The sequence below is a fragment of the Phenylobacterium sp. genome, from assembly GCF_030697925.1.
Taxonomy (GTDB): domain Bacteria; phylum Pseudomonadota; class Alphaproteobacteria; order Caulobacterales; family Caulobacteraceae; genus Phenylobacterium.
This window is the reverse complement of the sequence record NZ_JAUYOJ010000064.1, coordinates 1-12,568: the sequence shown is the minus strand read 5'-3', so window position 1 is coordinate 12,568 and position 12,568 is coordinate 1. Positions and strand designations below refer to the sequence as shown.

General features: G+C 66.4%; 15 protein-coding genes. 5 read left to right on the top strand and 10 right to left on the bottom strand.

Annotated elements, in window-relative coordinates; genetic code table 11:
• Window positions 1-5: 5 nt before the first annotated feature.
• Complete coding sequence (locus Q8Q88_RS06230; RefSeq protein WP_305674333.1) at window positions 6-1,274, bottom strand: hypothetical protein; 1,269 nt, start codon at window positions 1,272-1,274, stop codon at window positions 6-8.
• A gap of 104 nt (window positions 1,275-1,378) precedes the next feature.
• Here Q8Q88_RS06230 and Q8Q88_RS06225 point away from each other — a divergent pair, with 104 nt between their 5' ends.
• Entirely contained in the window at window positions 1,379-1,972 is a 594-nt protein-coding gene (locus Q8Q88_RS06225; RefSeq protein WP_305674332.1) for a sce7726 family protein, read from the top strand.
• Here the strand turns inward: Q8Q88_RS06225 and Q8Q88_RS06220 are convergent.
• The 5 genes from Q8Q88_RS06220 to Q8Q88_RS06200 all read right to left on the bottom strand — a co-directional run bounded on the left by Q8Q88_RS06220 (window position 1,929) and on the right by Q8Q88_RS06200 (window position 6,824).
• Window positions 1,929-3,014, bottom strand: coding sequence for a beta family protein (locus Q8Q88_RS06220; protein WP_305674331.1), 1,086 nt, complete (start codon window positions 3,012-3,014; stop codon window positions 1,929-1,931). The genes Q8Q88_RS06225 and Q8Q88_RS06220 overlap by 44 nt on opposite strands.
• An 8-nt stretch (window positions 3,015-3,022) precedes the next feature.
• A complete protein-coding gene (locus Q8Q88_RS06215) occupies window positions 3,023-4,291 on the bottom strand; it encodes an XRE family transcriptional regulator (protein WP_305674330.1) in 1,269 nt (422 codons plus the stop codon).
• A complete protein-coding gene (locus Q8Q88_RS06210; RefSeq protein ID WP_305674329.1) occupies window positions 4,288-4,755 on the bottom strand; it encodes a hypothetical protein in 468 nt (155 codons plus the stop codon). Before Q8Q88_RS06210 ends, Q8Q88_RS06215 begins: the two co-directional genes overlap by 4 nt.
• A gap of 119 nt (window positions 4,756-4,874) precedes the next feature.
• Entirely contained in the window at window positions 4,875-6,236 is a 1,362-nt protein-coding gene (locus Q8Q88_RS06205; RefSeq protein ID WP_305674328.1) for an integrase family protein, read from the bottom strand.
• A 219-nt stretch (window positions 6,237-6,455) separates the two neighbouring features.
• Window positions 6,456-6,824 carry an MmcQ/YjbR family DNA-binding protein gene (locus Q8Q88_RS06200; protein ID WP_305674327.1) on the bottom strand — a complete coding sequence of 123 codons (369 nt, stop codon included), beginning with the start codon at window positions 6,822-6,824 and terminating at the stop codon, window positions 6,456-6,458.
• Between the two features lie 256 nt (window positions 6,825-7,080).
• Between Q8Q88_RS06200 and Q8Q88_RS06195 the strand changes: the two genes are divergently transcribed.
• Complete coding sequence (locus tag Q8Q88_RS06195) at window positions 7,081-8,067, top strand: sensor histidine kinase (RefSeq protein WP_371129816.1); 987 nt, start codon at window positions 7,081-7,083, stop codon at window positions 8,065-8,067.
• 5 nt (window positions 8,068-8,072) lie between these two features.
• On the opposite strand, the gene Q8Q88_RS06190 is transcribed toward Q8Q88_RS06195, so the two are convergent.
• The 4 genes from Q8Q88_RS06190 to Q8Q88_RS06175 all read right to left on the bottom strand — a co-directional run bounded on the left by Q8Q88_RS06190 (window position 8,073) and on the right by Q8Q88_RS06175 (window position 10,941).
• A complete protein-coding gene (locus Q8Q88_RS06190; protein WP_305674325.1) occupies window positions 8,073-8,603 on the bottom strand; it encodes an SRPBCC family protein in 531 nt (176 codons plus the stop codon).
• Window positions 8,604-8,788: 185 nt separating this feature from the next.
• Window positions 8,789-9,526 carry a hypothetical protein gene (locus Q8Q88_RS06185; protein WP_305674324.1) on the bottom strand — a complete coding sequence of 246 codons (738 nt, stop codon included), beginning with the start codon at window positions 9,524-9,526 and terminating at the stop codon, window positions 8,789-8,791.
• A 51-nt stretch (window positions 9,527-9,577) separates the two neighbouring features.
• Window positions 9,578-10,420, bottom strand: coding sequence for a hypothetical protein (locus Q8Q88_RS06180; protein WP_305674323.1), 843 nt, complete (start codon window positions 10,418-10,420; stop codon window positions 9,578-9,580).
• Window positions 10,421-10,542: 122 nt separating this feature from the next.
• On the bottom strand, window positions 10,543-10,941 hold the full coding sequence (locus tag Q8Q88_RS06175; RefSeq protein WP_305674322.1) for a VanZ family protein: 399 nt from the start codon (window positions 10,939-10,941) through the stop codon (window positions 10,543-10,545).
• Between the two features lie 103 nt (window positions 10,942-11,044).
• Between Q8Q88_RS06175 and Q8Q88_RS06170 the strand changes: the two genes are divergently transcribed.
• From Q8Q88_RS06170 to Q8Q88_RS06160, 3 genes are all read left to right on the top strand, one after another.
• The gene (locus Q8Q88_RS06170) at window positions 11,045-11,704 is read left to right on the top strand and encodes an HAD-IA family hydrolase (protein ID WP_305674321.1); all 660 of its coding nucleotides are present in this window, start codon (window positions 11,045-11,047) and stop codon (window positions 11,702-11,704) included.
• Entirely contained in the window at window positions 11,701-12,006 is a 306-nt protein-coding gene (locus Q8Q88_RS06165; protein ID WP_305674320.1) for a 4a-hydroxytetrahydrobiopterin dehydratase, read from the top strand. The genes Q8Q88_RS06170 and Q8Q88_RS06165 overlap by 4 nt, the downstream gene beginning before the upstream one ends.
• A 13-nt stretch (window positions 12,007-12,019) precedes the next feature.
• Window positions 12,020-12,568, top strand: a 549-nt coding sequence (locus Q8Q88_RS06160) for an SDR family NAD(P)-dependent oxidoreductase (protein ID WP_371129815.1), incomplete at its 3' end; no start/stop codon positions are given.

Sequence of the window (12,568 nt, the reverse complement as noted above, 5' to 3'; positions counted from 1 at the left end):
CGGCATCATTTCCGCGGGCGCGAACGGGGGCGAGCCATCGCGGCGATCTGCTCCGGCGTCCAGACCACGGTGTCGAGCGCCAGGGCGACGGCGTCCAAGGTCGCCTGACTGATCGAGACGGCGCCAATGGTGCCATCAGCTCGCGTCGAGCAGAGGAGGTCGGGCTCGAAGATCGAACTCGAGATCAGGCTCTGATCGGCGCGGGCCACCACCCGATCATCGATGTGTTCCGCCGTGTTGCGCACCTGGCGGTCGACGACGGCCTTGATCGCCTTCAGGGATCGCCCGGTGTTGACCTTGATGTGAGGCGGGAGGCCGCGCAGTCCCGCGAGCTTGGTGATGCAGTTTTCGACCACCACTAAATTGGCCAAGAAGGCCTGGGCGCCGATCAAGCCGCGCGCCGAGAGAGGACCGTTAGTGGTCCGCTCCAGTCGCCGACCGTCAATGACGAGACCCTTTGCATCGCCTTGGTCGATCACCTCGGGTCGCCGTTCCTCAAACAACGCCAGGGCCTGGCCGCAAAGGTCGAGCGCGGAGCGGGCGGCGCTGAGTAGCCCGAACACCTCGGCCTCTGGGTCCGGCGCCTCCCCAGCTTGAGACTGACGCCAGGCGTCGATCTTGCCGGTTTGGGATTCCAGCCAGTCGGCGAGGCCTTCTATCTCGTCGATCGCCTCGAACAGGGCTTCGCGCGTAATCTTGACCGTCGGCACGAGGAAGCTCGCCTCACCGCCGCCATTCTCGACCCATGCCTTCCATTCTGCCGGGTTGGCAAAAAGGGGTTGGCTGTAATCGCGCAGCGTCTTGGCGTCGTGGGATAGGTGAAACGAGGTGAGCTGACTGCCGTGCTGGCTGAGATTGCGCGCCAGTACGACCTGTTCGATCACGTCGAAGCGGGCGGGGCAGTCAGACCAGTCGGTGTCGTAGACTTGGCCCAGGGTCACCTTGTAGGCCGCGACGAACCCCTTCTTCAGAACGGCCTTCTCGCCTCTGTCGAACGAGAAGCCGATGATCCGTTGCTGCAGCGTGTTGAAGTAGAGCTTCAGGGTATCGGACAGCAGCGACACGCAAGCCTGACTGAGGATGTCGACTCCGGTGGCGGCGTCGATCCATTCCGACAGATAGGGCGGTTCAGGGTCTTCACTATAGGGCGGGTCATCGAAGGGCGGCTCGCCCTGGTCGATCCGCCTTTGGGTTTCCAAGAACGGCGCAACACCCTCGTCGTAGAAGCTCCGGATGAATGCAGTGCGCTGCTTCAGGAAGAAGGTGACGTCCATCGCTCACCCCTTCCCCGCGACCTTTTCCCCGATGTCCTCAAGACGCCCGGGCACTTCGAGCAAATCGCTTGCCCCGGCGGAATCGCGGGCGCTAAGCCTTGTGCATGGGTATCGCGCTGAAGGATGTCGATGTGCGCCGCGCAGCTTACGCGCGCCTGCTGCACCATGCGACCCGGTGCCCAGACACCCTGGTGGTCGATGAGTTGGGTATCGATCACGGCGCTTGCCGCATCGATATCGCCGTGATCAACGGCCATATTCGGGGCCTCGAGATCAAGGCTGAAGCCGACACCCTCACCCGCTTGCCGCACCAGGTCGCGGCCTACGGGGACGTCGTCGACAAGGCGTCCCTCATTGTGGCGCGGCGGCACCTCGACGCCGCGCTGCCGATGATCCCCGATTGGTGGGGAGTGATCCTTGCGAACCGCGGCGCCGGCGGCGGGGTCATTTTCGGTCGAGTGCGCGAAGAGCGCGTCAATCGACACCCAAACCCGGTCACCCTCTCCCGGCTGCTGTGGCGGCCGGAAGTGCAGCAGCTGCTCAGGGAACTTGGTCACACGGAACGCGTGCTGCGTGCTCCCCGAGAGGTGCTCTACCACGAGCTGGCGGCCGCCATGCCGCGGCGGGACCTTGCCCGTCGAATCCGCGAAATCCTCAAGCACCGGGAAGCGTGGCGAGATCGTCCACGACCTTCGTGATGTGATGGTTCGTGGCGACCCATTTCCAAACGGTCGGGTTGCCGCGCTTCTGAGCGCCTATGCTGCAACCTTCGATGTAGGCGCCGCCGGCCGAAAAAGCTGAGCCCTTGAACTGGCCGGACCCGGTGATCGAGGCGCAGAGGCCAGGATAGGGTGCGTTGCTCCCGCCCTTCTCACGCTTGGCCTTGGCCACAAGCCACCCATCGTCGACGGCGTAGCGGACATTGGGTGAGCCGCGCATGAAGCGCATGTCGCCCTGGGCGAAGGTGATCGCGGCGACGCCGTAGTCGCCGAAGGTCGGCCGCCGGACCTCCGGGGCGAGCGAAGCCACAAGCGCCTTGTAGAGAACCCACTCCCGGCGAGGGACGAACTGGATGGGCAGCTTTAGCGTCGTCATCGAGTCCGGAAACGACGTCGCCATGATGGTGATGCTGCGGGCCTGGCCGAAGGCGGTAGAGCTGGTCAGCGCGGCGGTGAGGACGGCGACTAGGCTCGCCTGCGGATCGAACGCAGGCGTTTTCAGATCGAGGACGATGTCGAGCGAGTCCGCGTTGATCTCCAGTGCCTCAAGCAGGGTCTCGACCGAATCGTCGAAGTCGGGGTCGAGCGCCTCTTCGAGCGTGCAGCGCAGGGCCGCGCCTCGAAGGTCGTTCCCATCGATCAACCGCACCGCGTCGCGGTAGGCCGCATCGCTTTCGAGCGTCAGCACCGGCGTTAGTGAGGTGCCGGTCTGGCGCGCCTCGTCGAATAGATAGGTCATCGGATGGCGGCCATCCGCCATCCGTGTGGCGGCCGGAAGCTGAGCCCCATCGAGCAGGGCGGGGCGCGCGTCCCACTTCTTCTTGAGCTTGTCGCCGAAGGTTTTTAGCTGTTCGTCGATGTCCTTCTTGGGCCGGCGCTGCTCGAAGTCGTAGTCCGGCGGGAGGACCTCCAGTAGCGGAACGATCCGATCCTTTTGCGCGTCGCCAAGCTTCTCGAGGGCCTGATACTCGCCCATTCGCCAGCGGAGCAGGGGCACGTAGTGCTGAGGCGTGATGGTCATCGCGGTGCTCAAACCCCGAACTGCCGACGAACTTCGCCAGCGCCAACAAGTCCGCGAAGCAAGGTGTAGTCATGGGCCTCGCGCCGGACGCGCCCGGCGATGACGGACGGGCCGACACCGAAGCGCTTCGCGTCGGTCAGCACGGCCTTCTCCGTTCGCGTGAAACGGGCCACGCCGACATTCCACTTGGCGGCCGGGAGCAACGCCTCCTGCGCAAACAGATCGGCCTCCTCTTCCAGCGCGCTAGAAGCAGGGCTCTCCGTGTCGTCGAAGATCGCGGCGTATTCGCCCTCTCCGATGTGTAGCTTCAGGTGGCCGATCTCGTGGAAGAGCGTGAACCAGAAATTGTCCAGCCGATCATGGCGCAGCGTCAGCGCAATGATGCCGTGACGGTCGAGCGAGCATAGCGCCGCGCCATCCAGCAAGGTGCCCGGCAGATGCCGTTCGACGACGAGCGTCACACCGATCTGGCGAAGTTGCGCCGCTGCCTTGGCGGGTCCCTCAGGATCTAGCGTCAGGGCGACGAGGGCTGCGATCCACTGGTCATTGATGCCTTCGCGCTCGAACGTCGTTGGCGGCGGATCGCGCTCGGCCAGCTGCCGAACGCGCGCTTCCCACGCAGCGATGGCCGCTTCATGCACCTGACCGCTGGCGCGCACGGATTTGCGGTGGAGGGCGGCCGGCGCGAACCGGGACTGCGCGCCGCGCAGAAAAGCCGGCACCAGTTCCGGCGCGGCCTTGCGAGCCTCCGCCATTGAGCCAGAGAAGTCCTCGAACCAACCGCGCTTGAACATCTCGGCGATCGGGAAGGCCTGCCAGGCTGCCGGATCATAACTCTCCATCCGACTGTCGCCGACCAGTTCGGCGCGCTTATGGATCTGGACGCCCAGCGCGTCGGACACCTCGACAAGCCGATCGAGGCTCGCAGAACGATAGCGTTCGGCCTCATAGCGCTGGACCTGCTGCTCCTTGAGACCAAGGAAGGCGGCGAGATCCTTCTGGCTCATGCCGCGGGCGATCCGCGCCCGGATGAGAATATCGGGGAGCTCGCTCAGGCCTTCCGCGACAAAGGCGGTGACCTGTCCCGATCGCAGGGCGTCATAGAGCGCGACGTCATCTTCCAGTTCCTCGATCTGGCTGGTCAGCGCGTCGCGCTGAATTTCGAGCAACAGGGGGTCGGTGGCAGGGCTACCGCCGGCGCCGAGGCCAGCGCGCCCGGCCTTCAGCTTGTCGATGAGCAGGCGCGTGGAGCGGTGCTGCTTTTCGTTAGTGATCATGGCGTCGCCCCTTTCGAGGATGCGAGCGAAATCCGCAGGATGCCCTTCGGCTCACCTGAGAATTTCTCGACCTGGAAGAACTCTAGAAACGTCAGCCCCGGCGCGCCCTCCCCAAAGGCCGGAAACATCTCGCCCAGGTACTTTTTCTTCTGCGCCTCACGCTTGTTCGCGAAGGTCTTCAGCACGGGGTCGAGCTGGGTGAGATCCATATTCGTGTGATCCCAGCAACCGTCAAAATCACCTGGATGCGGCTTGGCGGTGGTGAAGCTGCCGTCGAGGTAGACGGAGGCGCAGTTCGCCAACACCAGCGCGTCCACAACCCTCAGGAAGCCGCCAAAGAGCCATTGGCGGTGGGGAGTGGTTGCGAAGTGTGCAGCGACCTCGTCGAGCGTCGCATCATGGATTCCGGGCGGGAGCACGGACCATGGCGCAGACGAACCGACATCGATGAGTGGCGGGATCATGAACACAACAATATCGTTGTGTTTGCTGTTTGTCCAGCTTCAGGCGATTTCACCAGTCGGCTGACGTTAAAGGCTGCGATCAAGCGCCTGTGCTGTGGTCGGGCTGCAAGTGCCGTGGGTCACGAGGCTTTCGCTCTGATATCGGATCTGGAGGACCGGGGCTCGAACCGCAGGATCTCGGCGCCGAAGTCGCCGCCGCGCAGGGCGCGATCGATCAGTTCTGACGCCTTGTCGGCGGCGTCCAGCAGGTAGCGGTCCGGCCGCTTGAGAATGTAACCGCCCGTCACCCCGCCCAGGCGATGGCCGAGCAAGGCGGCGATCGTTGGGATCGAGGCGCCGCAATCCTCGGCAATGCCGGCGAAGCTGTGCCGGAGCTGGTGCATGGTGAGGCCCTCGAGCGGCCCCTCGCCCTTGGCGCATCCGGCCAGGCGAGCGGCCTCAGCCTTCACCGTACTCCAGAGCTGCGGCAGGCCCGTGTAGCCCGCCTCCTGGGTGGCGTTCGGGAACACGAACTCAGACTCCGCTTCGAGCATGTCGAGGAGCCGGGTAGCGGCGCTCCCGATCGGCCGTAGTGACGGGCCGGTCTTGGTCATGGTCAGCGCCAGGCAGGTGCCGGTCTTGTCCACCTCGCGCCAGCGCAGCCCCTCGCCCTCGCCGCGCCGAACGCCCGAGAGCGCGATGAAGCGCAGCAGCTTCAGACCGACGGCATTGTGACGCGGTTCGTTGTGACGATCCCGGCGTTCGGCGAGCGCGTCCAGCGCCGCGCCGAGGAAGCGGTACTGATACGCGGTGAGCAGGGCCTTGCGCTGGTCGCTGGCAAATCGCCGGACACGCTTCACCGGGTTCTCGGCGAGGTAGCCGTTCTCGACGCCCCAGTTGCAGATCGAGCCCAGTAGGCCGAGCACTCGGGTCGAGGCGCCACGGCCGCCGCGCACGATCGAGCGGCCGCGGCGCTTGGTCTTGACGTCCCGCGCCGCCTTGCCCTCAGCGATGTTGACCTTGAGCTTCTCAACATCGGCCCGCGTGAGCTCGGCAGCCTTGATGGCCCCGATCAGCGGCTTGATCTGCGCGCTGATACGGCTCTTGTCGGTCGCAACTGTCGACGGGCGCTTGCACTTGCCGCCGCGTCCGACGATCAACCCCTTCTCGGCGGCGTCCATATAGAGGTCGCACAGCTCGCTGATCGTAACGGCGTCGCGCGCCTCTTGCCGGACCGCGACCGGGTCGGCGCCTTCGATCACGGCCGCGGATTCCAGCCGCGCGATTTCGCGGGCGCGCTCGACGGTCAGGGGCCCGAAGGCGCCCAGGGTGAGCCAGCGCTGGCGACCGCCGCGGGTGCGGTACTTCAACACGAACTTCCTGGCGCCGGACGGGAAGACCCGGACACCGAAGCCGGCGAGCTGGGTGTCCCAGTGCACCGTCCCCGATGGGTTGACGGAGGGTTCCAGGGCCTCGACGATAGTTTTCGTGAGTTTGGGCATGGGGCGCGGACGGCTGCTACTGCAACCACACTGCAACTCCGCGGTGGGAAACGGCAACCCACCCCAGCGAACTCGGGCGTAGGTAAGTTTATGAAATCTATAAGCTAATCGAAGTGTGTCGTACTCGGTCGAAGCCCAGAAAACGGCTCGGAGCCGGCTCCGAAGGCAAAGGTCACACGTTCGAATCGTGTCGGGTGCGCCAGCGGTCCTCCTGAAAACCTAGACCACCCCCATCAACCGCTTCGGCGCGGCGAGCCGCCAACTGACGCCGAGCCGTTCGGCGACGTGGGCCCAGTCGGTGTCGTCGGGGGCGAGGTTGATCGAGATCCAGCCCGAGGGGCCAAGATAGGCCGGCCAGCTATAGAGGTCGGGATCGAGCTCCATCAGCAGTTCCTGCTCGTCGCGGCCGGTGGTCTTGACGCAGACCACGGTCAGGTCGTCGCCGTGATGGTTGTGCCGGAAATAGGCGAACATCTTGCCCGCCACCCGGAAGGCGGGGATGCCGTGGGAGATGACCTCGTCGGTCTCGGCCAGGGACAGGCAGGCGGCGCGGACGCGTTCGAGGACCGTTTGGGGGTCAGGGCTCAACACAGGCGGGCTCCGGGACAGGGAGCCGTAGCCTCACTCATCCACGCGGCGGAATGAATAGGGCGCAGCTTCTCGCGAAACATGGTAGGGTGTCCCCAGGCTTCGTCCACGGCTCCAAGTTGAGCCCGCCTTGCTTTCATTGAAAAATCTACCGGGGACGGCTCGCCGCCCTTGAGTCTCCGGTTTCCGAAGGGACAGCATGGCTGCCCGAATACCGCTACAGCCTGATGGTCCACTCAACCTGGCATTGGCCGTCGTGGCATCCTCGACCTCGCCGCTACTGCTGCTGGACGGCGACCTGATGGTGATCGCCGCGAGCGCCTCGTTCTGCCGCCAGTTCCAGATCGACCCCGCCGACGCGCCCGGCCTGCAGATCTTCGCCCTGGGGGTGGGCGAATGGAACATCCCGCAACTGCGGTCGCTGCTGAACGCCACGGTGTCCGGTGACGTGGCCATCGAAGCCTATGAGATGGACTTCAAGGACGCGCGGTCGACGCGCCGCCTGGTGCTGCACGCCCAGAAGCTCAACTACGGAGATCCGGACCATATCCGGCTGCTGCTGACGGTCACGGACGTCACCGAGGCGCGGGTCAGCGCCAAGCTCACCGACGATACGCTGAAGGAGAAGGACGACCTGCTGCGCGAAAAGGCGATCCTGCTGCGGGAGATTCAGCATCGGGTCGCCAACAGCCTGCAGATCATCGCCAGCGTGCTGCTGCAGAGCGCCCGCCAGGTGCAGTCCGAGGAAACCCGCACCCACCTGCACGACGCCCACAACCGGGTCATGTCCATCGCCGCGGTCCAGCAGCAGCTTGCGGCGTCCAGCCTGAGCGAGGTCGCGCTGGCGCCCTATCTCACCAAGCTCTGCGCCAGCCTCGGCGCCTCGATGATTCACGACCACGGCCAGCTCTCGATCGAGGTGGTGGTGGACGACACCGTCACCAGTCCGGACGTCTCGGTGAGTCTGGGCCTGATCGTCACGGAATTGGTGATCAACGCCCTCAAGCACGCCTTCCCGGGCCGCCGGCCCGGGAAGATCATGGTCGGCTACCAGGCGACCGCGTCCGGTTGGACGTTGTCGGTGGGCGACAATGGGGTCGGCATGCCCACGGATCCCGCCAGCGCCACGCCAGGCCTGGGCACCAGCATCGTCGAGGCGCTGGCGCGGCAACTGGAGGCCGAGGTCGCGGTGGTCGACGCCAAGCCGGGGACCATGGTCTCGGTGGCGCACTCGGCCGCCTAGGTCCGTCAGGGAAGGCGGGATTCGTACTCGCCCTTGAGCGCCAGCCAGGTCGACCAGAACGGCTTGGGCGTGCGCCCATGGGCCCGGTCCTCCAGCACCCCCAGGTGGGCGTGCCAGCCGCCGGCGACGTTCAGCATCTCGTCGCGGCCGGCGAGCTTGCGGTGGGTGAGGGTCAGCAGGACCTCGTCGCCCTGTTCAGCCAGCTCGAAGGTCACGTTCGAGCCGCCTTGCCAGGTGATCGCCACCATGCGCGGTGGATCGATCGCCAGGACCTCGCCCACAGCCGCGTGGCCGCAGGCCATCTGCTCAAAGCCGGGCGGGGCGGGCTCCCTGATGGGCGAGAGGTCGGCGTGCATGAAATTCAGCTCGACCCGGCCGCCCACACGCAGGTCCCAGGCGCCGGAGGCCAGCCACTTCCCGCGCATCTCCCCGTCGGTGACATAGGCCCAGACCCGGTCGATGGGGCCGGGCAGCAGGCGTTCGAAACGGACGGTGTCGGGCGCGACCACGCGGCCGTGACCATTGGCGGACGTCATCCTATCGGATTGCTCCTTCGGGCGTAGGGCGGCGGTCATGGGATCAGATTGCTCCTTCGGGCTTTGGCGCAGCAAGCCTTCGAGAATACGAAGGCGTTCGGCGAGGCTGGCGGCGAGTTGTTGAACCATATGGTTTAACATATCGGCGCGCGAGGGATTGTCAACTGTTCGGTTGAACGATCCCGCTATCCCTTGCGCAGGGCGTGGATGGCCGCGCCGGCGAAGGTCGCCGTCCCCACATGGGTGAGGGGCGATTCCAGATCGACCCAAACCTCGCCGCCCAGGTCGCGCCAGCGACGGCAAAAGGCGTAGTCCTCCGAAAGGTATTCGCCGGTGACGGGCTCGATCAGGGTGTCGAACACCATGACCGCCTCGCCGCCGCCCTCGGCCATGTCGCCCATCTTGGCGGTGAGTTCGGGATGGGCGGCGAGCACCGCCCGGGCGGCCTTGCGGCTGATCAACAGGAAGCCCGTGCCGCAATAGGCGACGCGGGCGAAGCCGTCGTCCACCTGGACGCTGTTGTCGGGGTTGGGCAGGAAGCGAACCACATAGGTCTGGGCCGCGGCGCGCGCCTTCTCCCAGTTGACGGTCTTGGCGGGATAGACGCCGCCCACGACGTCATGTCCCGACTTCAGCAGCCGCCACAGGTTGTCGGGCGAAAAGCCGATGTCGGCGTCGCAGAAAAGGATGTGGCTGGCGTCGGTCTCATTGAGGAACTTGGCCAGCAGCCGGGCGCGGCCCCGCTGGATCAGGGCCTCGCCGCCGATCATCTCGGTGCGCAGGCGCACGCCCCGGCTGGCGCAGGCGGCCTGCAAGGCCAGCTGCGACTGGGCGTAGTGGATGTAGACGAGGCCGCCATAGGCCGGCGTCGCGAGATAGATCGACGGGGCGGGTTTGCCGCCCTTCGCCTGACCCTTGGCCATGGATTCCCCCCGGAAACAGGGGTGATGACAGGGCCGTCCTTGGCGCGCGGTCTAGCGCTTGCCGGGCCAGGTCAGGAAGCCGGCGGCGTCGCGGCCGGCGGCGGGGCGGATGCAGGCGTTGCAGCCCGACCCACCGGAGGCGTATCCGGCCGAGCCATAGCCGCCGCTACGTTCCGAATAGCGGACCGAGGATTCATAGCGCTCCTCGCGGCGGACCTCGTCATAGGCGCGGGCCGCGCGACGGGCTTCCTGTTCGCGCCAGGCAAGCTGCATGCGGCGCACTTCCTCGTAGCGCGCCTGCATGCGGCGCTCCTCGTCGCGGCGAGCCATCTCGCGATGTTCGAATTCGCGACGTTCCAGATCGCGGCGGGCGAACTCCCGACGCTCAAACTCGCGACGTTCGAATTCTCGGCGTTCGAATTCCCGGCGCTCCATCTCGCGGCGCTCGAAGTCCTCGCGGGCATAGTCGCGGTGCTCCTCGATGCGCACGTCCTCGTGGCGCTCGACCCGCGCATAGTCGCGCTCGACGGGCGCATAGGCCGGACGCTCGACACGGACGTATCGGCGCTCGGCACGCCGTTCGACCCGAGCCGGGGCGCGGGCGGCGACATGGCGGTGGGCCTTATAGCCGCCTTGATGCCTGGCCTTCACCGGAGGCGCGGCGCGTTCGGGCGCCATGCTGGGCGGGCAGGCCGCGACCTGGGCCGGCGTCGGGCAGGCGCAGCAGCCGGCGGCGGCCTGGGTTCCCGGAGCGGCGGCCTTCGGCGCCGGCAACGGCTGGGTGACCGTGCCCGTGGCGGCGTCCTTGGAGGCGATCTTCGGCCGCACGGCGGCGTTGTCGCACGCGGCGAGCGCCAGGAAGGCGGCGAGAGGCAGGATCGAACGCAGGCGCATGGCGGATTTTCCGGCAGCTACAGAGACGTAACCCCAAGGATGCGGATCAATTCCCGTTAACGCTGTGGCTTTCACCCACGGGGCGAGCCCACCGCGCCTGACGGGCGACAATTAAGAATATTCTATTGTAACGAAAGGTCTTTTTCCAGCGGCGCCGGCTTCGGCTTGAACCGCCGGGCAATGGCCCAGAAGGTTAATGCGAGGCCGGTTCCGACGGTGTCGGCCAGGGCGTCGCGCCAGTCCCCCTGGCGGCCGTACGGCATCATGGCCTGGGCGACCTCGATCCCGACCGCCAGGCCCCAGACCGCCAGCACCACCTTCCAGCGGCGATGGGTGGAGAACAGCAGGCCGATGAGCGCCAGCAGCCCGAAGGCGATGGCGTGCGCCGCCTTGTCCCAGATCAGGCTGTCGCCCGGCACATCCTCGCTGGGCGCCAGGGTCAGATAGAGGATCACGCCCACCGCCAGCAGGAAGACGCCCAGGCGAAGGGGCCGGGGGATGAAGGCGAAGGTGGCGCGCATAGGCCCTCTCTAGCCTGTGAACGCCGCTTCCGGCAAAAGCGGTTTCCACTTTCGGCGGCCGGGCGCTAGCGTCGCACCGCATTTCAAACGGCGGATTGAATTCATGGCGATCGAGGCGGTGATCTGGGACTTCGGCGGGGTGTTCACCACCTCGCCCTTTGAGGCCTTCGCGCGCTACGAAGCGGAGAACGGCGTGCCGAAGGACCTGATCCGCAAGGTCAACTCCACCAATCCTGACACCAACGCCTGGGCCCTGTTCGAGCGCAACGAGATCGACGCCAAGGGGTTCGACGATCTGTTCCTGGCCGAGTCCACGGCGCTCGGCCACCCGGTGCCCGGCCGCGACGTCTTGCCCCTGCTGTCGGGCGCGGTGCGGCCGCGGATGGTGGCGGCGCTGCGGGCCTGCAAGGAACATTTCAAGGTCGGCTGCATAACCAACAACATGGTCAGCCACCACAGCCCGGGGGCCGACGAACCCCAGCAGGCGGCCGGCGCCATGGGTCAGATCCTGCCGCTGTTCGACCATGTCATCGAAAGCTCCAAGGCCGGGGTGCGCAAGCCCGATCCGAAGATCTACCTGATGATGTGCGAGGCCCTGGGCGTGGCGCCGGAGAACTGCGTCTATCTCGACGACCTGGGCATCAACTGCAAACCGGCCGCGGCGCTGGGCATGCGCGCCATCAAGGTGACGGATGTCGACCTGACCCTGGCCGAGCTCTCGGCCGCCACCGGCCTGATCTTCGAGGCGGAGGTCTCGGCGTGACCCGGCCGGCCAGGATCGGCGCCGAAGCGGCGCTCGCCCGCCTGCCGGGCTGGAGCGCCCTGGCCGGGGAGCGCGACGCCATCCAGCGCAGCTTCAAGTTCGCCGACTTCAATGCCGCCTTCGGATTCATGACCCGGGTGGCGATCCGGGCCGAACAGCTCGACCACCATCCGGAGTGGTTCAACGTCTACAACCGGGTGGACGTGACGCTCGCGACCCACGACGCCGACGGCGTCACCGAGCTGGACGTGACCCTGGCCACCTTCATGAACGAGGCCGCCGCGGCGGCTGGCGGCAAATAACAACAGACGGGAGATGACGATGGCGGGACGGGTCGCGGGCAAGAAGGCCTTCATCACCGGCGGGGCTCAGGGCCTGGGCGCGGCCATGGCGCGCAAGCTGGCCGACGAGGGGGCCAAGGTCTCCATCGCCGACATCAATCACGAAGGCGCCAAGGCGGTCGCCGCCGAGATCAACGCGGCGCACGGGGAGGGCACGGCCTTCGCCTTTCCCCTGGACGTCACCAAGGAAGACCAGTGGATCTTCGCCCTGGAGGAGGCCGACGCGGCCATGGGCGGCATCTCGGTCCTGGTCAATAACGCCGGCATCAGCCGCGGCGGCAATATCGAGCAGCTCAGTCTCGAGGACTGGAAGCTGGTGATGAGCGTCAATGTCGACTCGGTATTCCTGGGGACCAAGCACGCGCTGAAGTACATGCGCGCCTGCCAGCCGGGCTCGATCATCAACATCTCCTCGATCGCGGGCCTGATCGCGGCCCACAACTCGCCGGTCTACAACGCCTCGAAGGCGGGGGTCTGGCTGCTCAGCAAGGGCATCGCCCTGCACTGCGCCAAGCAGGGGCTG

Excerpts from the sequence above, each read along its gene's own strand:
- Q8Q88_RS06230 (WP_305674333.1), bottom strand. The coding sequence starts at position 1,274 with ATGGACGTCACCTTCTTCCTGAAGCAGCGCACTGCATTCATCCGGAGC.
- Q8Q88_RS06225 (WP_305674332.1), top strand. The coding sequence starts at position 1,379 with ATGGGTATCGCGCTGAAGGATGTCGATGTGCGCCGCGCAGCTTACGCG.
- Q8Q88_RS06220 (WP_305674331.1), bottom strand. The coding sequence starts at position 3,014 with ATGACCATCACGCCTCAGCACTACGTGCCCCTGCTCCGCTGGCGAATG.
- Q8Q88_RS06215 (WP_305674330.1), bottom strand. The coding sequence starts at position 4,291 with ATGATCACTAACGAAAAGCAGCACCGCTCCACGCGCCTGCTCATCGAC.
- Q8Q88_RS06210 (WP_305674329.1), bottom strand. The coding sequence starts at position 4,755 with ATGATCCCGCCACTCATCGATGTCGGTTCGTCTGCGCCATGGTCCGTG.
- Q8Q88_RS06205 (WP_305674328.1), bottom strand. The coding sequence starts at position 6,236 with ATGCCCAAACTCACGAAAACTATCGTCGAGGCCCTGGAACCCTCCGTC.
- Q8Q88_RS06190 (WP_305674325.1), bottom strand. The coding sequence starts at position 8,603 with ATGACGTCCGCCAATGGTCACGGCCGCGTGGTCGCGCCCGACACCGTC.
- Q8Q88_RS06185 (WP_305674324.1), bottom strand. The coding sequence starts at position 9,526 with ATGGCCAAGGGTCAGGCGAAGGGCGGCAAACCCGCCCCGTCGATCTAT.
- Q8Q88_RS06180 (WP_305674323.1), bottom strand. The coding sequence starts at position 10,420 with ATGCGCCTGCGTTCGATCCTGCCTCTCGCCGCCTTCCTGGCGCTCGCC.
- Q8Q88_RS06175 (WP_305674322.1), bottom strand. The coding sequence starts at position 10,941 with ATGCGCGCCACCTTCGCCTTCATCCCCCGGCCCCTTCGCCTGGGCGTC.
- Q8Q88_RS06170 (WP_305674321.1), top strand. The coding sequence starts at position 11,045 with ATGGCGATCGAGGCGGTGATCTGGGACTTCGGCGGGGTGTTCACCACC.